This is a genomic window from Streptomyces sp. NPDC001851, from assembly GCF_040297165.1.
In the GTDB taxonomy this organism is placed as follows: Bacteria; Actinomycetota; Actinomycetes; order Streptomycetales; family Streptomycetaceae; genus Streptomyces.
On sequence record NZ_JBEOYR010000021.1, the window covers coordinates 83,259 to 101,715 of the forward strand.

19 protein-coding genes and 2 pseudogenes are annotated in these 18,457 nt (G+C 70.0%); 6 read left to right on the forward strand and 15 right to left on the reverse strand.

Annotation, left to right across the window (positions count from 1 at the left end):
• Positions 1 to 3 precede the first annotated feature (3 nt).
• The 5 genes and pseudogenes from ABT171_RS28370 to ABT171_RS28390 all read right to left on the reverse strand — a co-directional run bounded on the left by ABT171_RS28370 (position 4) and on the right by ABT171_RS28390 (position 5,502).
• Entirely contained in the window at positions 4 to 303 is a 300-nt protein-coding gene (locus tag ABT171_RS28370; RefSeq protein ID WP_055705093.1) for an antibiotic biosynthesis monooxygenase, read from the reverse strand.
• Positions 304 to 534: 231 nt separating this feature from the next.
• Positions 535 to 2,064, reverse strand: a complete 1,530-nt coding sequence (locus ABT171_RS28375; protein ID WP_351248620.1) for a sialidase family protein — start codon at positions 2,062 to 2,064, stop codon at positions 535 to 537.
• A 652-nt stretch (positions 2,065 to 2,716) separates the two neighbouring features.
• Positions 2,717 to 2,938: pseudogene (locus ABT171_RS28380) on the reverse strand (IS1380 family transposase); the annotation flags it as partial.
• A 280-nt stretch (positions 2,939 to 3,218) separates the two neighbouring features.
• Positions 3,219 to 4,607 carry a hypothetical protein gene (locus ABT171_RS28385; protein ID WP_351248622.1) on the reverse strand — a complete coding sequence of 463 codons (1,389 nt, stop codon included), beginning with the start codon at positions 4,605 to 4,607 and terminating at the stop codon, positions 3,219 to 3,221.
• Positions 4,597 to 5,502 (reverse strand): phosphotransferase enzyme family protein, encoded by a 906-nt coding sequence (locus ABT171_RS28390; RefSeq protein WP_351248624.1) that lies wholly within the window; start codon positions 5,500 to 5,502, stop codon positions 4,597 to 4,599. The genes ABT171_RS28385 and ABT171_RS28390 overlap by 11 nt, the downstream gene beginning before the upstream one ends.
• Positions 5,503 to 5,911: 409 nt before the next feature.
• Between ABT171_RS28390 and ABT171_RS41960 the strand changes: the two genes are divergently transcribed.
• Both ABT171_RS41960 and ABT171_RS28395 read left to right on the forward strand, forming a co-directional pair.
• Positions 5,912 to 6,154, forward strand: coding sequence for a DUF6417 family protein (locus tag ABT171_RS41960; protein ID WP_503076997.1), 243 nt, complete (start codon positions 5,912 to 5,914; stop codon positions 6,152 to 6,154).
• A gap of 266 nt (positions 6,155 to 6,420) precedes the next feature.
• Positions 6,421 to 6,594: an ATP-dependent DNA ligase gene (locus ABT171_RS28395; RefSeq protein WP_351248625.1), complete on the forward strand. Its 174-nt coding sequence runs from the start codon at positions 6,421 to 6,423 to the stop codon at positions 6,592 to 6,594.
• 62 nt (positions 6,595 to 6,656) lie between these two features.
• Here ABT171_RS28395 and ABT171_RS28400 read toward each other — a convergent pair whose 3' ends face one another.
• The 6 genes from ABT171_RS28400 to ABT171_RS28425 all read right to left on the reverse strand — a co-directional run bounded on the left by ABT171_RS28400 (position 6,657) and on the right by ABT171_RS28425 (position 12,981).
• Entirely contained in the window at positions 6,657 to 7,826 is a 1,170-nt protein-coding gene (locus tag ABT171_RS28400; RefSeq protein WP_351248627.1) for an MFS transporter, read from the reverse strand.
• A complete protein-coding gene (locus ABT171_RS28405) occupies positions 7,816 to 9,054 on the reverse strand; it encodes a hypothetical protein (RefSeq protein WP_351248629.1) in 1,239 nt (412 codons plus the stop codon). Before ABT171_RS28405 ends, ABT171_RS28400 begins: the two co-directional genes overlap by 11 nt.
• Positions 9,051 to 11,387 carry a B12-binding domain-containing radical SAM protein gene (locus ABT171_RS28410; protein ID WP_351248631.1) on the reverse strand — a complete coding sequence of 779 codons (2,337 nt, stop codon included), beginning with the start codon at positions 11,385 to 11,387 and terminating at the stop codon, positions 9,051 to 9,053. The genes ABT171_RS28405 and ABT171_RS28410 overlap by 4 nt, the downstream gene beginning before the upstream one ends.
• A 77-nt stretch (positions 11,388 to 11,464) precedes the next feature.
• Positions 11,465 to 11,620: a hypothetical protein gene (locus ABT171_RS28415; protein WP_351248633.1), complete on the reverse strand. Its 156-nt coding sequence runs from the start codon at positions 11,618 to 11,620 to the stop codon at positions 11,465 to 11,467.
• Positions 11,617 to 11,946: a PqqD family peptide modification chaperone gene (locus tag ABT171_RS28420; RefSeq protein ID WP_351248635.1), complete on the reverse strand. Its 330-nt coding sequence runs from the start codon at positions 11,944 to 11,946 to the stop codon at positions 11,617 to 11,619. The genes ABT171_RS28415 and ABT171_RS28420 overlap by 4 nt, the downstream gene beginning before the upstream one ends.
• Positions 11,947 to 11,949: 3 nt before the next feature.
• Entirely contained in the window at positions 11,950 to 12,981 is a 1,032-nt protein-coding gene (locus tag ABT171_RS28425) for a radical SAM protein (RefSeq protein ID WP_351248637.1), read from the reverse strand.
• A 157-nt stretch (positions 12,982 to 13,138) separates the two neighbouring features.
• On the opposite strand from ABT171_RS28425, the gene ABT171_RS28430 reads away from it, so the two are divergent.
• Positions 13,139 to 14,569, forward strand: coding sequence for a GNAT family N-acetyltransferase (locus tag ABT171_RS28430; RefSeq protein ID WP_351248639.1), 1,431 nt, complete (start codon positions 13,139 to 13,141; stop codon positions 14,567 to 14,569).
• A 201-nt stretch (positions 14,570 to 14,770) separates the two neighbouring features.
• On the opposite strand, the gene ABT171_RS28435 is transcribed toward ABT171_RS28430, so the two are convergent.
• Together ABT171_RS28435 and ABT171_RS28440 are read right to left on the reverse strand one after the other, a co-directional pair.
• Complete coding sequence (locus tag ABT171_RS28435; RefSeq protein ID WP_351248641.1) at positions 14,771 to 15,046, reverse strand: hypothetical protein; 276 nt, start codon at positions 15,044 to 15,046, stop codon at positions 14,771 to 14,773.
• 160 nt (positions 15,047 to 15,206) lie between these two features.
• Positions 15,207 to 15,731, reverse strand: a complete 525-nt coding sequence (locus ABT171_RS28440) for an EF-hand domain-containing protein (protein ID WP_351248643.1) — start codon at positions 15,729 to 15,731, stop codon at positions 15,207 to 15,209.
• Between the two features lie 317 nt (positions 15,732 to 16,048).
• Between ABT171_RS28440 and ABT171_RS28445 the strand changes: the two genes are divergently transcribed.
• From ABT171_RS28445 to ABT171_RS41970, 3 genes are all read left to right on the forward strand, one after another.
• Positions 16,049 to 16,306 carry a hypothetical protein gene (locus tag ABT171_RS28445; RefSeq protein ID WP_351248645.1) on the forward strand — a complete coding sequence of 86 codons (258 nt, stop codon included), beginning with the start codon at positions 16,049 to 16,051 and terminating at the stop codon, positions 16,304 to 16,306.
• Positions 16,307 to 16,377: 71 nt separating this feature from the next.
• Entirely contained in the window at positions 16,378 to 16,980 is a 603-nt protein-coding gene (locus ABT171_RS41965) for a uroporphyrinogen decarboxylase/cobalamine-independent methonine synthase family protein (RefSeq protein ID WP_503077020.1), read from the forward strand.
• A 1-nt stretch (position 16,981) separates the two neighbouring features.
• Positions 16,982 to 17,347: a hypothetical protein gene (locus ABT171_RS41970; protein ID WP_503077022.1), complete on the forward strand. Its 366-nt coding sequence runs from the start codon at positions 16,982 to 16,984 to the stop codon at positions 17,345 to 17,347.
• A 354-nt stretch (positions 17,348 to 17,701) separates the two neighbouring features.
• On the opposite strand, the pseudogene ABT171_RS28455 reads toward ABT171_RS41970, so the two are convergent.
• Positions 17,702 to 17,800: pseudogene (locus ABT171_RS28455) on the reverse strand (hypothetical protein); the annotation flags it as partial.
• A gap of 304 nt (positions 17,801 to 18,104) precedes the next feature.
• Positions 18,105 to 18,308, reverse strand: a complete 204-nt coding sequence (locus ABT171_RS28460; protein ID WP_351248647.1) for a hypothetical protein — start codon at positions 18,306 to 18,308, stop codon at positions 18,105 to 18,107.
• Positions 18,309 to 18,457 lie beyond the last annotated feature (149 nt).

Here is an 18,457-nt window from a genome sequence, read left to right on the forward strand (position 1 = left end):
GACCTAGTCACGGGGTTCTGCGAGAAGGTCGTCCACCACATGACATCGAATGGTGGGGAGGTGCTCAGCGATCGCCTCACTCATCATGGCTTCCCCTTCCGGGTCCACGTCCGGGCATCCCTCGCGAGTGGCGGCATCCGGCCACCGTGCGTACGCCACCCAGGTGCCGTCATCGGCCTGATGCAGACGTGATCCGTAGCTGCCGCAGTGCTTGTGCATCGCCTGTGTCACGCGATGCCAACCAGCTGCGAACTGCTGCTCCTTGCCTTCGTGCAAACGCCACCGGTAGATCACCGCAAACATGACACGACCTCCCCCTTTGACCTCCGCGCCTCCGGAATCCGGTGGGCCTGCCCTGCATACCCACCACACTCCAGATCGGAACTGTACATGCCAGCCGATTGGGTGGGGCGGTCTCTGACGATCGCAACAAGGCCACCGCCGCAACCGGCGGATCCGGCTCTGGACATGATCGGCCGGACAAGTCCTAGCGGCGCTTTCGGGATCGGCCCGGTCAGGGGCGTCCGGGCCGGTTCAGCCCACGGTGAGGGGGCCGGCCGTGTACAGGGCCTCGTCGAAGGCCTGACCGGTGGTGGGGGCCCTGCCGACCGGGAACGCGGAGACGGCCCGGCCACCGACGATCGAGGTGGAGATGTAGTCGCCGACCATGCGGCCCTGGTTGGTGTTCGCGATCTGTGAGAGCGGGAACGGCCCGGTCAGCGCGGTGGCGGTGGTCCAGGTGGCACCCCGGTTGGCGGAGGAGATGTAGCCGACCTGGAGGCGGCAGGTGGTCGAGGTGCAGTTGGCGGACGGGTAGAAGTAGTAGTGCAGGCCGATCCGGGTGGCTGTACCGGATGTGGTGCGGTCGACGCCGAGGCCGGGGAGGAAGTGGTCGACGCCGCTGGTGGTGGAGTCGATCGGGACCCGGGTCACTCCGGACCAGGTGACGCCGTCGGTCGAGGTGGAGTAGACGATGTCGTTGGCCGTGCAGTTCGCGCGGAAGCGGCAGTCGTGCCACGCGACGAAGATCCGGTTATCGCCGCTGACCTCCGCTGAGGCGATTCCCCTGGGCGTCCGCAGGCCGCCGGCGACGGTGTGGGCCTGGACGGAGTGGACGAACGAGGTGCTGCTCCAGGAGGCCCCTCCGTTGGTGGAGTTGAAGGCGCGGATGGCGCTTCCGTTGGCCGAGTAGGGAACGACGACCTTGCCGTTGGACTGGACGAGCGGCTGTCCGGCGAGGCCGCTGGGTGAGCCGGACGGAGCGACCGGCGCCGACCAGGTCAGTCCGCCGTCGGTGGAGGTGCTCATCAGGATGCGGTTGCCGGAGGAGACGTTGTCGACCTCGATGTAGCAGCGCCCGTAGAACGGGCTGGTGGGGGTGTTGTCGCAGGTGATCCACGGCTTGTCGTAGTCCGGCCCGTTGAACCCGACCGCTCTGACGGGGCTCTGCCAGCTCACGCCGCCCGTGGTGGAGCGGCTGACGGTGACTCCGGCGCCGGTGACGCCGCTGGAGGTCGAGTTGAGGGGCAGTCCGGCGACGAGCCAGGTGGCGTGCCGGGCGTCGTAGACGACCGACGGGTCGGAGACCCGGGAGAAGGCGCCGCCCTGGTAGACGGTGATGCCGGGGATGGTGCCGTGGGTCCAGGTGACTCCGCCGTCGGCCGACCGGGCCCAGCCGAGGCCGGAGGCGCCGCCGTTGAAGAAGCGGCCGTTCTGGGCGACCGCGATGACGGTGTTGCCGGAGGCGAAGGTGTCGGGCTCCACCACGGTGGCGTGCTGGCTGGTGCTGTTGGTGAAGGGGTCCGTGTCGATCTGTGTCAGGGCGGGCGCGGCGGTGAGCTGGACGTCGTCGAAGCGAGCGAAGGTGGGGGCGCCCCGGTGGTCGTCGTCATGGCTGACCAGGCGGAGGGTGGAGTCGCCCTTGGCGTGGGTGCCGGTCTCGAAGCCGCCGTTGGACGCGGCGGCGGAGGCCGACGGAGCCAAGAGGACGGGCGGGACGGCGAGGGCGGCCGTGGCGGCGAGGCTGAGGAGGCCGCGGGTACGCAGGGTCTGTAGCGAGTACACGAGCGGATCATCAGGGTGGCGCGCTGCGGCACGGTGAGCGACACACGCACACGTCCCCCGTCCGGACGGGGCGTCCGGGGCCCTTTCAGGGGACTGTCCAGGTCGAATGGGCCGTATGCGCGTCGGGTGCCGGTCCGTCTTGTCGGGCTGTGATCAGGCGCTGGTGAGGACGGCCGGCGGGCTGAACGGCGGGCGGGTCTGGAGGTGGTGCAGGTAGGTGTGGGCGCTGGGCAGGGTCTCCAGCAGGATCCGCTGCTGGCGCCGGATTCTGGTGAAGTGGGCGTCGGCGGCCCGACGGGCGGCCGTACGGTGCCACAGGGCCGTCGGCAGCGGGCCGCCCTGCAGGTCGAGGGCGGCCAGCAGGGTGCGCAGCGGCGGTTCGCCCGCTCGGGGGACAGCCCGGCGCGATGCCCCTCCAGGCAGGCCGACAGGGCCTCGGACGACGGCAGTTCGCGGTGCGCCTGCCAGAACGGCGTGTCCGCGCGCGGAGCGGCCGGAACAGGAGCTGGGCCAGGTCGTCGGCCGCCGCGGCGCGCAGGTGCTGCCGGGCGGGGAAGTCGCTCACCAGTCGGTCGAGGTGGCGCAGTACGCCGGGTCGCCCCACCCCCTGATGCAGAAAGCCATGCCCCTCCCGGGGTGACCGACCGTACCTGGCCTCACCGCCGTCGGCGAGCATCACCGCCAGGTCGGTGGCGATCCGGCCCGGATCGTGACCGGTCCCGCGCGGCCGAAGGGGTCTGAGCGCGGCGGAGCACGCGGCGGTCAGACCGGTGGCATCGGCGAGATCCGCCAGCAGCCGTGCCCCGGCATGACCGACCACCCTCCAACCATCGGCACTGACCTGGATCTTGGGACGCAACCCGATACCCTGCACGTAGAAAGCCTGCTGCCCCGGCTCAACGGTGGGAAGGGCGATCCCCGCGACTGCATCACGGGCCTTCCCGGACTGCGCTACCACCGTGAAGGCCGACCGTCTTGCCTCTACCGGCCGTCGATGCCGGCCCAGATCATCCTCACCTGTGCCTCTGACCAGCTTCTGCGATGGCCATCATCGGGAGTGACCGGTCAACTCGACGTGGTCGGTGAAGGCTGTGGAGCTGGGTCATGCGGCGCTGGGTTGGGGAGCCGAGGGACCGTGAGAGGGGTGGCCGATGTTACTGGGGCGAGTACCACTGCACCCAGTTCCCGGGCCAGCAGGTGGTGTGTGTGCCTTCCCACGTCCTTGTTCGGCTTCTGTCACGGCGTTCTTCCCAGCGTTCCTGGACACGCATGGCGCAGAAGATGACAAGGGCGCAGAGGAGGATGGTCGCGATCAGTACGTAGATCGGCATGTAGTGATCATCGAACATGGAGCGGTTCTGGTTCACCTGGCGAGCGTTGATGCCGAAGAAGCCGAAGAGCAGGCCCAGGGTTCCGCTGACGGTGGTGACGAAGGTGACGGCGACAACGGTGCGGACGCGGCGGCGGTCTGCTGCGCGTTGTTCCATGCTTTCGATTGAGGTGAGTTCCGCGTCGATGGCGTTGCCGAGCCGGCTCAGCATCTGACCGATAGTCGCTGCTCGGCTGGTGAGTCCTACGGCTGAGAACAGGGTTTGGTGGAAGCTCTCTACGCGTAAAGCGGGTACGAGCATTCCGATGTCGCCGGCGACCTCGACGCTGTAGCTGAGTTCGAGTTCGAGTTGGCTAAGTCCGTCTGCGATGTCTTCGAGCGCTGTCCTCCGGTCGTGGGCTCCACCCTGATCTGCGGCACGATGCCGAAATCTGTGAACGAATCCGTAGGCGACCTCGCGGATCTCGCGGAGCCGCGCCGCTGAGCCTACGGTTTGGACGGCGGAGAGCAGGGCGCTGTTCTCGATGTAGTCCTGGTGGCCGCACAGCAGACTTACATAGGGGCCGACCGCGCCGAGCGTGGTGGGGCGACGGTTGAGTTCTTGCGGGTAGTGGATTGAGCTGTGCTCCGGGCGGTAGGGCAGATCCGTCCGGTAGATGACGCGTTGGACGGTATCGTCTTCCGGGACCTGATCGGGCGTATCAATGCTACGGAAGACCAGTTGATGCCGCTCGGGCAGGAACCCTTGCACCGATCCGTCACTATCCGGCTGGCAACCGATTCGGGCGGCTGCAAGCTGTTCGAGCGGTGTTCCGTCGCACGCGATGCTTCCGTAGTAGAGGTCCTCGAGCAGCGGGATGGCTTCGACCAGAGTCAGAGGCACATCCAGAGTGAGCGCCACGACCACCTGACCGGCAGGGAGGACAAAATGCCACAGCTGTGCAGAGGCCGGCTCTCCCGGACGCCACCGTTGGCAGACGACGCTTGAGCAGTCGAGCGCTTCACGCCTGATCACCCGCGGCAACTGCTGCTCGGACCTGCTGTAATACCCGGCCAACCGCCCGAAGTTGAAGACGTCGCCGGGAGCTGTTGCGGCTTGAGCCATCTGGTCCGGGTCGTAGGTCCACGCAGTGGAATAGACAGTGGTCAGCCGCAGGTACGGTCTCGCGGCATAGGGGGCGAAAGGAAGGTCGCTGTGACTGTCAGAGGGCATGCCAGCGCCGGTCACGCTCTTCCTTTCGGAGCGACTCCATACGGACGGCGAACTCCGCCGCTGCTTTTCCTGACTGGGCCAATTGCATGAGCCAGGTGGTCATGCCCAGCTCGCGTACGGTGCGCAAGGGGCCGTAGCCAGGCCAGTCGGTCACGTCCTGGCCGTAGGTCCGGCAGAAGACAGCGTATTCGCCGGGTGACAGCCCGAACCGGTCGACAGCCGTGGCGGTCGGAATGAGGTCCCAGGCCTGGGGGCCGATAGCCACGGCTTCGTAGTCGATGAGGAGTATCTGGCTGCCACGCGCCAGCAGGTTGCCCCGGTGAGCGTCTCCGTGGATCACTCCCTTGGGAGCATCGGACATGATGCTGTGGAAGGCGGCCTGGCTCTTGGCGCAAGCCTCGGCGAGGTAGTCGACGTCTGCCTGCGGGACCCCGTGCGCGAGTGCCAGGCGCCGTTCCATGATCGGGAATGGATCGAGGAGTGGCAGGCCTAACTCCGATGCCGGCAGCGAGTGAAGGTCTCGAAGCAAGCCACCGAGGTCCGTGAGGGTCGGCTCTACGGGACTGGGGGGCACATACTCCCAGAACGTCACCAACCGTCCTTCGCTCTGGACCGGCTGGACTATGTCCTCACGAGGCGCGACGGCTGGGAAGTTCTGCGACATCAGCCAACGAGCGACCAACAGCTCTTTTTGAACTTTGTGGAGAGTTTCCTCGGTGTCGGAGCGGGCCACACGGACAACCGTCTGTTCCGTTGCCAGCGCATAGATGGCGTTCTCTCCCAGCCGCAATAGCTCCGCCTGGCCGAAGCGCAAGCCTACCTGGCTGCAAGCTGCCGCCATGGCTCGACCTGCACTGGCTTCTGTCAACCCGTCATACTCAGCGGCAGCGTCCATCGACCTCAGCGTTGCGGTCCCCGTGACCACTGTCAAGACGGCATTCTTCTGCTGAAGCTGCTCACCGAGGCCGCACCAATCTAAGGGATGCCCCCAGCACTTCGACGCGCCGGCCCGTCACCGGGCCGGTGATCTTTCGGGGTCTTGGCCCCGTGCCTCGCAGGTCGGCTTCTACCGTCATTTCAGCAGCGTGAGCGGCACGATGGCGTGGAGGGCGTATGCGTGGCGGTAAGGCGTTGCTCGAGGCGCTGCGGGTCCTGCGCGAACATGAGGAGGTGGCCCGGCATGGCTGGGTGCTGTTCGGTGCGCTGCGCCCCGAGCATCACCAGGCAGTGGAAGCCGCGGCCGGGCAGGGCCTGGTCGAGCTGGCTGATGCGGTGATGCGTGCGGAGTCGTCCGCCCACAGCATGTGCCGCCGGGCGAGGGCCTGGCGGAGCGAGTGCGCACAGCGCGCCAGCTCGGAAATCGGTGGGTTACCTGGACGAGGAACAGACCGGTGGCCTACGCCCTCTACCTGCGCTCACCGGGAGACTCGGTCGCGGAGGCCAACCACTTCGCCCGCCAGTACGGTGTCACCTTCCGCCCGAACCGGTCGACCGGCGGCATGCAGCCGACCCGACTGTCTCAAAGCCCGTGGCCGGCCCGCCTTTAAAGCCCCGGTGCAGGAGGCAAAGACTGCGGCGAGGGGAGCCCCGGCGGAGGCGGCAGCGGATGCGGAGCCGGCGGGATGCCGGCGGGTTGGGGAACGCTGGTGGAGGCGGCAGCGGGTGCGGTAGTCCTGGTGGACGTGGCAGCAGTTGGGTGCCTGGCGGTAGCCCTGGTGGAGGTGGCAGCCGGTGGGTACCGTCGGCTGGCTGGTGGTGATGCCGGTTGTGGTTTGCCGGCTGGGGCACGCTCGGCCAGCTCCAATACCAGCCGGTGCGGCTCGATTTGGTCGCCGAATTCCTCGCGGACACCGCCGTCGACGACGGCCGGTACCGCCACCCCGTCCGATACCCGCGCCTTCGCGAGGAGATGGACCCCCGGGACGTCCCGAAGCTCGCTGAACCGGAGGAGCACCCAGGCGAGGGAGCGGCTCCACTGCGCGCCTGAGCGGGCTGACCTGTCCAGCAGCACGTTGTTGCACTTGATGCAACACCGAGTCGGGGAGGCTCTCAGGCCGGCTCCCCCTCGCGGGTCCGGAGGGCCACCGGCAGGGTGGCGAGGGCGGCGAGGAGGGCCGCGGCGCCGCCCACCGTATAGGTCCACGCGCTGGTGCCCTCGGCGAAGGGAGTCGCGACGACGATCCCGCACAGGACGGCGGTGTTGGCACCGGCGATGAAGGTGCCGAAGGCGCGGGCGGCCTCCGCCGGGCCCGCCATGCGGTAGAGGGCGGCGCGCAGGGTGGTGTTGAAGACGGCGTTGGCGGCACCGCCGACGAGGAAGGTGCTCAGCAGGACGGTGACGCCGGGGGCCAGGCCACAGACCAGGTAGACGGCCCCGATCACCGAACCCGAGAGGGCGAGGCGGACAACGGGGTGAACCGGGGACAGGCTGCCGGCCAGGGCGCTCCCCGCCATGATGCCGACGGCCCACGCGGCGGTGGCGAACCCGAACACGGCGACCGCCGACCCGGGTACGTGCTCGCGGACCAGGAAGACGAACGCCACGTCTGTGCCCGCGGTGGCGGCGATGACCACGAACACCAGCCCCACCGCCAGGACCGACCCGCCGGTCAGTCCGCCGCGTGCGGGCACGTCGTCGGTCTCGCCGTGGCCGGGGACCAGGTCCACCGTACGCACGGCCACGCCGTACGCCGCCACCGCCAGGAAGGTCGCGGCGTCGGCGAGCAGGGCGCCGCGCACCCCCAGGACCGCGAACAGGGCCGAGCCCGCGAGGGGGCCGAGGACCATCGCCAGGGAGGAAGCCGACTGCGCGAAGCCGTAGGCCTTCTCGGCGACGTCGGTGTCCGCCAGGACCGGCAGTGCAGCGCTCACCACGGTCGCACTGACGGTGTTCACCGCCGCCAGCAGGGCCACGCACCCGACGACGGCCTCCGGCGGCAGGCCGAACGACAGCACGACGGCGGCGGCCGCCTGTGCCGCGGACGCCGTCGCCAGCACCGGCCCCGGCCGGTGCCCGACCAGCCTTCCGCCCACGTACCGGCCCAGCAGCACCCCGGGCAGCAACCCGGCGATCTGCAGGGCCGCGACGAAGTAGGCGCCGGAGGAAGCCAGATGGAAGGTGAGGGCGAAGACGGCGACCTCGTCGCCGCCGGCGGACACCAGCAGGACGGCGAACAGCAGGGCCGTTCGCAGTCGGTGGCGGGAGAGGCTAGCGGGCATCCCTGTCCAGGACGTCGATGGCGCGCCACGAGCGCAGCCGGTAGAGGACGGCGTCGACGATATCAGCGAAGTCCGCGCCCGCCTGCTCCTCCGCCAGCTGCGCCGGGGTCGCGACGTCCCCCCGGTTCAGCCGGTCGAGGACGGCGGACAGGGCGGGCTCGTCGGGCAGGCGGGCGAGGCGGCCGTTGGCCGAGACCAGCAGCCTGCCGTTCGAGCGCTGGTGGAGCACCGGGAAGCGGTGCAGCCGCACGGGCAGGTCGTGATCGACGGGCGCCACGTCGAGCGGGTCGGGGACATGGCCGAAACCGCGGGCGCTCAGCTTGCGGAGCCAGGCGGCCAGCAGCCGGTCGGCGATGTCGGCCCTGTCGATGCGGGCCAGGGCGCGGTCGAGCAGATCGGCCGTCGTCTGGGGCAGCCGCGTGCCGTCCGGGCGCACGATCCGGTCGTACGGCGGGCGCCCGGTGGCGGCAAGCCGGCCCGTCACGGCGTCGATGACGGTGTCGACCGGGTCGCCGTCGAAGAACAGAGCTATGTTGAAAGTGGCGGACGCGGCCTCCGGAGAGGATCCGACGTGCCAGTAGCGGGAGGGGAAGTAGCCCATGTCGATGGTGCTGGCGCGCAGCGTCTGCCCGGTGTGGCGCACGGAGGACCAGTCGCGGCGGTGCAGGGGGAGCCAGTCGCCGTCGGAGGGCGGCCAGACGATGAGGTCCTTGGGCCCGGCGACGCCGAACATGAGGTTGGCGGCGTTGTCGCAGTGGATGCCGCCGTGCGTGCCCGCGTACCGGCCGAGGAAGATGTCGGTGTCGGCGTAGCCGGAGGGGAAACCGCCGAGGGCGGTCCACAGTTCGTCGGTGAACACGGCGGCCCGCTCCCACATCTCGAAGCTGGTGCGGTGCAGCCTGCTCAGTCCGATGCTCCACTCCTCGCCGCCGGTCTCGCCCTCCATGCGGGCGAGGAACCCGGCGATGGAGCCGTCCTCGGCGCGGGGCAGGTAGCGGGCCCGGCCGGTGTGCAGGCGCCTGCCGCCGATCGACACCTGCAGCAGCGGCCCGTCGCCCCGGTCGCCTGCGGCGGCTGCCGCGACGACGGCCCGGAAGAACCAGTCTCCGCCGAGGTCGAGGTCGACCGGTGGCGGGCCGACGATGCCCGCCTCACGCTCCCAGTAGCGCTCCAGGAAACCGCGCCAGTACCCGAGTGCGGTGCCGTCGGTGGTGTGAACCGTGGTCATGCGCCCCCTCGTCCCGCTTCCACGCCGGATACGCCGGATGTCTCTTCGGTCGTCCCCCGGGCGGTCCCGCGACAGGCCTGCAGGAGCTCGACCCGGATCATGTCGGTCACCGCGTCCCAGTCGGCCGCGGCGGGCTGCCCGCCCCCTGCCTGATCGAGCCAGAGCAGGAAGGCGTGCACGTTGAGCACCACCTCGCGTCCGGTCACCAGGCTGGTCATCCGCGCCCGGCCGGTGTCGGGGTCGACGGTCTCGCGCCAGCCGGGCGCGGCCCGCACCCGCAGTCCCGGGACGGGCCCGGTGGGGAGGGGGGCGGCGTGGCGCCGGGGGTCCGCGAGGAACCCGAACGTCCACAGCGTGCACAGCACATCCAGGGCGTCGCCGTCCCCGTCGTCACACGGGACGCCGTCGTCCAGGCCGGACAGCAGACCGGCCCACCGGCGGGGCAGCCGCAGGATGCTGTCGGCCGTGGCGGCGTAAAGCCCGACCGTGCTGCCGTCGGCCGACACGCGCCAGGTCACGCCGTCCGCCAGCCGCAGCGGGGCGCCCGGCGCGGGAGCGAACACGGCGGGCTCGGCGGGCGGGCGCCCGGCCGGCACCCCGGTGTCGAGGACGCAGCGCAGGAAGGCGTACTCCTCGGACTCCCCGATCAGGCCCCGGTGCTGCAGCGGCGCCGCGCGGCCGGTGTCGGGCAGGGCGTCGGCCTCCGCGGCCAGCCGGGCGGCCTTGGACCCGGTCAGGCCGGAGGAGGCGATGTAGTCGACGCTCAGCGCCAGGTCCTCGTCCGGGCCGGGGTGCAGCACCGTGACCCCGAACCGCTCGGGGTGCCTGCCGACCGGCGAGAGCACGTCGAGGATGAACGGCCCGTTGACACTGGTCGAGTAGGGCAGCCCGAACTCGTCCCTGGAGCGGCGCAGCGTCCGCTCCGCGAACGCGGCGGTACGCCGCGCCTCCTCGGCCGTCTCCCCGGGGAACCCGGTGATGCAGAACAGGTGCACGGGCACACCCGCGCCCAGCAGCGCGTCGACGGTGGGTTCGATGTGCTCGATCCTGGTGCCCTTGCTCATGAGGTCGAGCACCCGCTGGTTGTAGGACTCCAGCCCCAGGTCGAGCCTGCGGCAGCCGGACGCGTGCAACTGGGTGGCCAGGGCGTCGTCCAGCCCGGCGGAGAAGCGGGTCTCGCCGTACCAGTGCAGACCGGCGTCACGGCGGACCAGTTCGGCGCTGACCTCGCGCAGCGTCCGCTGGGTCATGATCTCGTCGACGAACATGAACGACGTCGAGCCGTGCCGTCGGGCCAGGTACTGCATCTCGTCGACGACGGCGGCGGCCTCCCGGTGGCGGTAGCGGTTGCTGGCGAAGGGGATCGAGCAGAACGCGCAGTCCCAGGCGCAGCTGCGCGACGCCAGCACCGGCAGCACGGGACCGGGTGCCAGGTAGGAGTCGAGGTCGTAGTCGCCGAAGTCCGGGGCGGGCAGTGTGGCCAGGTCGACGTCGCGGGCCGGGGCGAAGCTCAGCCGTCCGTCGGGGGCGAGCGAGCTGCGGCCGGGGACCGGGCGGGTGCCGCCCTCGAAGAGGTTCTCGCACAGGGTGACGATCGCGTCCTCGCCCTCGTACAGCACGAAGTCGTCGACCAGGTCGAAGAACGGGTGCCGCTCGCGCCAGCGTCCGGCGATGCGGGTGATGTAGTTGCCGCCCATCACGATGCGCAGGTCCGGGCGGTGCTCCCGGACGAGGGCGGCCACCGTCATGGCGGGGATGAGCTGGGTGTCGGCCGACACGGAGATCCCCACCATGCCCAGGTCGGGTTCGGCGAGCCGGGGCGGCAACAGTGTCTCGAACGCCCACCGGTAGGGGTTGCGGTCGGGGTCGCGGGTCGCGGCCAGCACCGATGCGCTCGAACGCTCGCTGTAGTGCTGGCGGTTGGACCGCAGGTCGCAGTGGAACCCGGCGAACGCGGCCGAGTGGCACACCAGGGCGTTGCCGATGGTGCGGGCCGCCCGGGTGAAGGCGGTGTGGTCGCGCAGGCCGGCGGTGTCGTGCACGGTGGCCCACGCGGCCTCGACGCCGTCGCACACCGAGGGCAGCAGCAGCCGTGCCTCGTCGACGGCCGCCGGGTCCAGGCCCAGTTCGTCCGTCCGGTCGTACCGTTCGCAGAGACCGGCCACCGTCTGCGCCGTCAGCATCCACCGCAGGTGCGCGGCACTGAGGTCGAAGGCGGTGACCGGCCACCCGTGGTCGCGCAGCACGGCGGTGAGCAGTGGCACCGCCAGATGCGGCGCGTAGACGTTCCACAACGGCGGGTTCACCAGCAGAGTTCGCGGACGACTTGCCATGGGAACCTCCGCGTGCCTGGAGCGAAAGGGACTATCCCGCCCGGCCGGGTCGTCGACCTCGCCGGGCACCCGTCAGCTCAGGACTCGTCCTCCAGCGCGGACATGTCCTTGGGCTCGGGGAACAGCGCGTACTTGGAGGTCCGGACCTGCGGGTCCATGGTGGAAACCTCGGGACGCTCGTTGTCCTCGGCGGCGATCGCCTTGAGCTTTTCGATGTCGATGCGGTTGGTCATCGGTTCTTCACCTCCTTCCCTGCCGGAGGCTCTCCGGCTTCGGTACTCGCGTGGACAAGGCTTTTCCGCTCCAGGTCTTCGATGCAGCTCTTGGTGGAGGCGAGGACGTCGTCGCGGTCGGGCATGATCTCGGCGATCGTCTCGGCGATCTCCGTGAGCGTGCGGCCGTCGCACAACTCGAGAACGAGCCACGAATGGGAATTCAGCCAGTGGAGGGCGGGCTTGTCCGCCGTATACGCCATCACCGCGTGCCAGGGTTCGAACGGCCGCAGTCGCAGCCGGGCATTCTGTGTGTACACGGTCTGCGCGGGGGATTCGACGGACACGGGTCACATCCCTGTCATGGCGGGGGGTGCACCGAACGGGAGATCGACGATGCGGGCCGGCAGACGAGTCAGGTCGGTGCCGTTGTTCATGTGCGTGCAGTACGGGTCCGGCGCGTCCCACGCTCCGCCGAAGGCATAGGCCGTCGACCGGCAGCCGCCGGAGCGGTTGCGGTCGTTCGCGGCGCATTCCGGACACGCGTCCGCCGCACTCGCGGCCCGCACCTTTTTGTAGACGGGATTGCGCCAAGTCTCCATGAACGAGGTCTCCCGGATATTGCCGTAGTTGGCGAAGTCGCGCAGGTACGGGCAACCGATGCTGTTGCCGTAGGCGTCGACGGCGGCCATCTGCCAGCAGCAGTTGGGGTCGTTGGGGTGCCAGGACTGCATGAGCTGCACCCCCTCGGGCACCTCGATCGAGGCCAGAGCGGCCATCTGCCGGGGCAACGGCACGGACAGTGCGGCCCAGTTCCGGCGCGCCCGTCCCAGGGGGTAGAGCCTCAGCACCCCGAGCTTCTCGGCGCCCGTGTCGGCCGTCAGGTCGGCCAGCGCCTGCAACTGGTCGATGTTGCGGCTGGTCAGGATGGTGGTGATGAACGTGGTGACGCCGGCGTCGACCAGCTGCCGGACCCCCTCGACCGCCCGGTCGAACGCGCCGGCCAGGCCGACGAGCGAGTCGTGGGTGGCCGCGTCGCCGCCCTCGATGTCCACGCACACGACCCCCACACTGGCCGCCTTGAGCCTGCGGGCGGTCTCGGAGGTCAGCAGCGTTCCGTTGGTCCGCACCATGGTGAAGGCGTTGGGCGTGGCGTATTCGACCATGTCGAGGAAGTCCCCGCGCAGGAACGGCTCGCCACCCTCGAAGAATACGCTGATGACGTCCTGGTCGAACATCTCCTGCATCGACCGGGTGATCTCGTCGAAGGTCAGTTCGGTCTCGGCCGGATCGTGCACGTCATAAGCCATTATGCTGTCGAGGTTGGTGCGCTTGGTGGGCTGCACCCAAAAGCTGAATGGCGCCGGCATTTGAATGACCATCGGATTGCCCCCGCGATTTCGGTCGGTTGTCAGCCGGTTCGAGTGCGGATTGCACGCAACGACATGGAAGCCTACGTGCGGTGTTGGCAACAGGCAACGCCCCGCGTTAAGTTGGCCGTTAAATGCTGCTTCGCACGGCGCCGACCGAGGGGGAACGGTGACACTGCGTATAACAGTGCCCAAGGGTCACGAAGTACTCGCCCTGACTCCCGATGACGGGCCCGCACTGCAGGACCTGCTGCAGAGATGCGACGATTACTCCCGGCTGACTTTCGGTATTCCGACCGGGGCGGCGGACGCGCAGAGCCAGTTCCTGGAAGGCCTGCAGCATGTACCCGAGGAACGCAAACACCTCGTGGGCTGCCGGGTCGAGGGCCGTCTGGTCGCCGCCGCCGACCTGCTGGAGGGCTACCCCGACGCACGGACCGCGGCGCTGGGCATGCTGGTGATCGACCCGGAGTGGCGCGGCCGCGGTCTCGGCACCGGGATCCTGCTGGGCCTGGGCACGGAACTGGCCGGGCGCGGCGTGAAGCGCCTGCGGGTCGACTGCCACGTCGCCGAGAACACCCGGGCCGTGGGGCTGCTGAAGCGGCTCGGGTTCACCGAGTCCTCCCGCGAGGAGATCACCGTGGCCGCCGGACAAACGCGGACCCGGGTGCTCTGGACGGCCGACCTGCCGTTGCGCCCGCGCGAGGAGGCGTCCCTGGCCGCTCGATCCGACTACAGCCGTGCCGGGTCGCCGGTGCCGCGGCCCGTGCCGCCGCTCGACCGGCTCCTCGAACTGCCCGGCGTCAACGCCGTCGTGGAGCCGTACTACTTCGACTCGCCCCTCTTCGACGACTACGAGCGCGACGTGGAGCGCCGTACCGGCGAGACCGACTGGGACCTCGCCGGCCTGGCCTCCGCCGTGGGCGACGGCGCACGGGTGCTGGAGGCGGGCTGCGGCACGGGGCGCGCTCTGGTGCACTTGGCCGCCACCACGAAGGCGTCCCGGCTGGTGGGTGTCGACACCTCCCGGCCGGCGCTGGCTCGCGCCCGGGCGCGAGCCGCGGCCGCCGGGACCGACCAGGTGGAGTTCGTGGAGGGCGACTTCCTGGCCTACCGCCCGGCCACCGCCTTCGACGCGGTGCTGCTGGCCGACTGCACCCTCAACGGCTTCACCGACGAGTCGGCCGCCGTCGGCCTGCTCACGCACGCCCGGTCCCTGCTGGCGCCCGGCGGACGGATCGCGGTGAGCGTCTTCGACGACGGCGCGCCGGCCACGATGTCCCACCTCGACGGTCGGACGGTCGTGGACTCGTTCGCCGATCGCGACGGGTGCCACCACATCGTCATCTGGTCCATGCGCTTCGACGCGGACACCGCCCTGCTGCACCGGACGGCGGCCGTGCCCCGCTCCGCGTCGGCGCCGGGCGAGCCGGTGACGTGCGTCATCTCGGACATGTACGACCGCATCTGGACGCCGTCCACGCTCTCCGGGCTGTTCACCGCGGCGGGCCTGTCGGTCACGGGCCGGGAGCCGGCCACGCTGGACTCGGGCGCCGCCGGCGGCGCGCCCACGGTGACGCTCGTCCTCACCCCGGTCTGACGGACGGGTGTCCGCCCACTCGTCCGTCCCCGTCCAGCATGCGCGTTCGCCGGCGAGAGGCACACGCGGGGACTACGCGGCGCCGCCTTTGCCCCAGGGACGCCACCGCCTGCGGCCGGCCACCTCGCTCCTGCTCCCGCCGGCAGGGAGTCCGCCCTGTTCTTGTGCTGGGCGGGTCGAGCCGATGCCGATGGTTCACGATCAAGGCAGCGCCGGTGACCGGCTGACCGGGCCGCAGCTGCGGCCACGTCTCCACATGGCGGCGAAGTTGAGAGGCCGGTTTCTCTCCGCCGCGTCAGAGGCGGACTTCACTTCGACCGGACAGGTGGACCCGTTCAGCTCAGTGAGCAGGTCCGCCGACATGGTGCCGCCCAATTCCTCGTCCAGATAGGTGACGGCGAATCCGGCGGCACGCAGCACCACGGCCACGGCGTCTTCCAGCTCGGCGCCGCTGCCATACGGCAGACCGGATCGCACGGGTTCGGCCTCGTCCCGCGCCCGCTCCGGATCACCCTCATGTACAGGATCAAACGAAGGCCGCCTTCACGTCCGCTGAACTGAGCCGTTTCCCACCTCACGCTGGCGCGTAGGCGACGGACGGGGAAGGCCTGTCCAGACCGTACGGACCCGTCTATCCCTACGCCGGGGTGTCCGGGAGCGGCCTGCTGTACAGCGCCGTGCCCATGGAAGAGCCTTCGCCGGTGACGTGGGCGCGGATCGACGCAATGTAGTCGTCGCGGTTGATGCGTCCGTCGCCATCGGCGTCCAGGGCCTCGAACGCTGCTTCGGCGTTGGTGGCCGGGTTGTTCAGTGCTGTGCGCAGAGCTGTGAACTCGGTCCCGTCGAGGGCGCCGTCCTGATCGGTGTCGGCGAGGTCGAAGAGGGCGCCGAGGACGGGCGCACAGACGGTGTCGAACGCCTCGGCGCCCGCCCAGGCCGCGTATTCGTCGAAGGTCATCCCTCCGTCGCCATCGGCGTCCATCGATGCCCACGCCCGCTCGCCGAGTGTGCGTGCGGCGACGACGAGCGGGTCGTCCTCCTTGCGCCCGGTCGCCAGCGCCACGTTCCTGGTGCGTGCCATGTATTCGTCCCTGGAGACGACTCCGTCTCCGTCCGCGTCCAGCACGGCGAAGACGCGTCTCTGCGCGGCTGCCTGGTCCATCGGGATCCCTTCTGACGGGGACGTTCGGTGTGAGTGCTGTGTTCCGGTTCGGCTTACCCCTCGCGCTGAGTTCCCTGGCCCTGGTGGGCTCGTCGGTGGTGTGGGCTCCGGCGAGCCAGGCCCATGTGCCCGAGCACAGAGAGAGTGTCCTGTGCATGGGTTCCAGCGCCAGCATGTATGACCCGCCATTGACTCTGCTGCCCCGCCCGACCCGCGTTCGCACACGCGCCGGTTACGGATGCGCGGTCGCTCCCGGCCGGACGGTGTCGGCCACCGGCTACCTGGAAGGTGAGTCGCCCTCAGCGTCCTGCATCACGGTGGACAGCCCCCGCCTCAGGGAAGTCGTCCATTATGCGGACGGCAAACGGTCGTTGATCTCCTACGACAGCGGCACCAGCATCCGCGTCGCCGGCGTCCTCGTCGTCAGGCTGTCGGGCCGGGTCGTCGAGGGCCGCGGCGAAGGGCTGGCGGCGCATCGGACCGTGCCCGCGCTCCCCGGCCGGCTGCCCACGGAGTGCCCCTTGTCCGGGCTGACGGGAAGCACCGGTGAGGCGCTGTTGGAGATCGGAGCGTGACCCCGGCCATGGTAGGGATTCCCACCGAACCCATCGGCAGCATTCCCCGGCCCGCCGAGCTCCTCGTAGCCGTGGCAGACCATGCCGCGGGCCGGATCAGCAACGAGGAACTCGCAGCTGCCCAGGACCGCGCGGTCGCCGACACCATTCGATGCCTGGAGGAAATCGGCTCCCCGGTCGTCACCGACGGCGAACAGGCCAAACCCAGCTTCGCCACCTATCCCCTGTCCGGCCTGGACCGGCTGTCACCCGACGGCGTCGTCATTCCCTTCGCCGATGGACACCGGCGACAGCTGCCCCGCCTGACGTCCGGGCCGCTGCGCTACGGCGTCCACGCCGACGGCTATCTCCGCACGGCCCTCCGGTACGCGACCGTACCGGTGAAGCAGGCCGTCATCGCGCCCTCGGCTCTCAGCCTGCTCTACCCGCCCGACGGCATCGACGGATATCCCCACGATGCCTTCCTCGACGACCTCACCAGTGAGGCCGAGGCCGACATCCGACGGTGCCTGGATGCCGGCGCGCACTGCGTCCAGCTGGACTTCACCGAGGCCCGCCTTGCACTGAAGCTCGACCCGAGCGGCGGAGTGCTGGACCAGTTCATCGCGCTCAACAACCGGGTCCTGGAACGCTTCTCCGCCGCCGAGCAGGCCAGGATCGGCGTACAGTCTTGACGTGGACTACACGGCACTGTTGCCCGGCTTGCTCCGGCTCAAGGCCGGCGCCTTCTACGTGCAGCTCGCCAGCGAGCCCGAACCGGACAAGGTCCTCGCCGTCCTCGCCGATCACCTTCCCGACCAGGCCCGCGCCTTCATCGGCGTCACCGACCCGATCGATCCCCGCGTCGAGTCCCCCGAACTGGTCCGCGACCGCGTCCTGGCCGCTGCCCGTCACTTGCCCGTCGACCGCCTGGGCACCTGCGACGACTGTGGCTTCTCCCCCTTCGCCGACGACACGTCCACCTCCCGGGACACCGCCTTCGCCAAGATCCGTGCCCGCATCGAAGGCACCGCCCTGGCAGCCCACGAACTGGGCGGCTGAATCTCAGGCGGAGGATGTGACAGCACCGCGCGGGTGAACGGCCGTGCCTGCCCACTCCGCAGGCGAATACCGCAACTCTCGGATACCGGCACTTCACCAGTGGCACGCCGAGACCGTCGACGCCAGGTGGCCGGCTACACCGGCCCGGCCACCCGGCCCCGACACCTGGCCGTTCGCCTGCCCGACGGACGGGTGGCGCTGTGCCACAGGCTGACCACGGCCCTGACCTCGGTCGTGGCCCCACGCTTGGTCCCCGCCTGGGCGGGCGTTCACGAAAGCCGGCGACTCCTACACGCCCGTCGGGGGTCGACGCCGTGGTGGAGGTCATGGCGGGCACGACCCGGCATGCGGTCGTCACCGTGATGCGGCTGCGCTGACCTCCGGCACGGCGTCGGTCGGCGCCGGGGCCAAGTCGGTGGGCTGACGCAGGCCCAGATAGCAGCGCAGCCGTACGCCGGGCTCGCCAGCGTCTCGGCGAGCAGCTACTGGAAGGCCCGGGCGACCAGGCCCGGCTCACTCACGTGCACCTCGTTGATCGAGTCCATGTACGACACTACGCCGGGCGTCCCGGGAGGGTTCCGCTGCGGCGGTGTCATCACCCGACCGAGTGCGGGTCTGTCCAGCCACCGTACAGACCCGCCCTTGGGTCCGCGGCGGTGGAGGGCTCGCGCATGCGGGCGAAGCTGGATACGGCCCCTCGGCTGCAGTCGCGGTCGTGTGAGGTCTGGTTGAGCAATACGTGGTGGCACAAGGGGGGTCACGGGGCGGCAGGGGTGGCCGTGCGGTGGGTGAGCGCGCCCAGGAAGAGCAGGCTGATCGTGCCGATCACGGCATAGCCGGTGAGCCTGCCGATGCTGTCCCAGGCCGCGTGCAGCACCACGGCAAGGGCGAGGACCAGGCCGAAGCGCAGCCAGCGTCCGGTGTGAACGGCGACATCCCGAGCCCAAGGACCGGTGACCACGTCGTGTGCAGCGGTCAGTCGCGGAGGTGCCCGAGGAGCCACAGCCGGCCACCGCGTGACGCTGGGGGCGCGCCGTCATTGGACAGCGCGACTCCATACAGGGGCTCTGGGGATGTCATGGCTCCCTCCGGGGCCCGAGGTGTATCCGG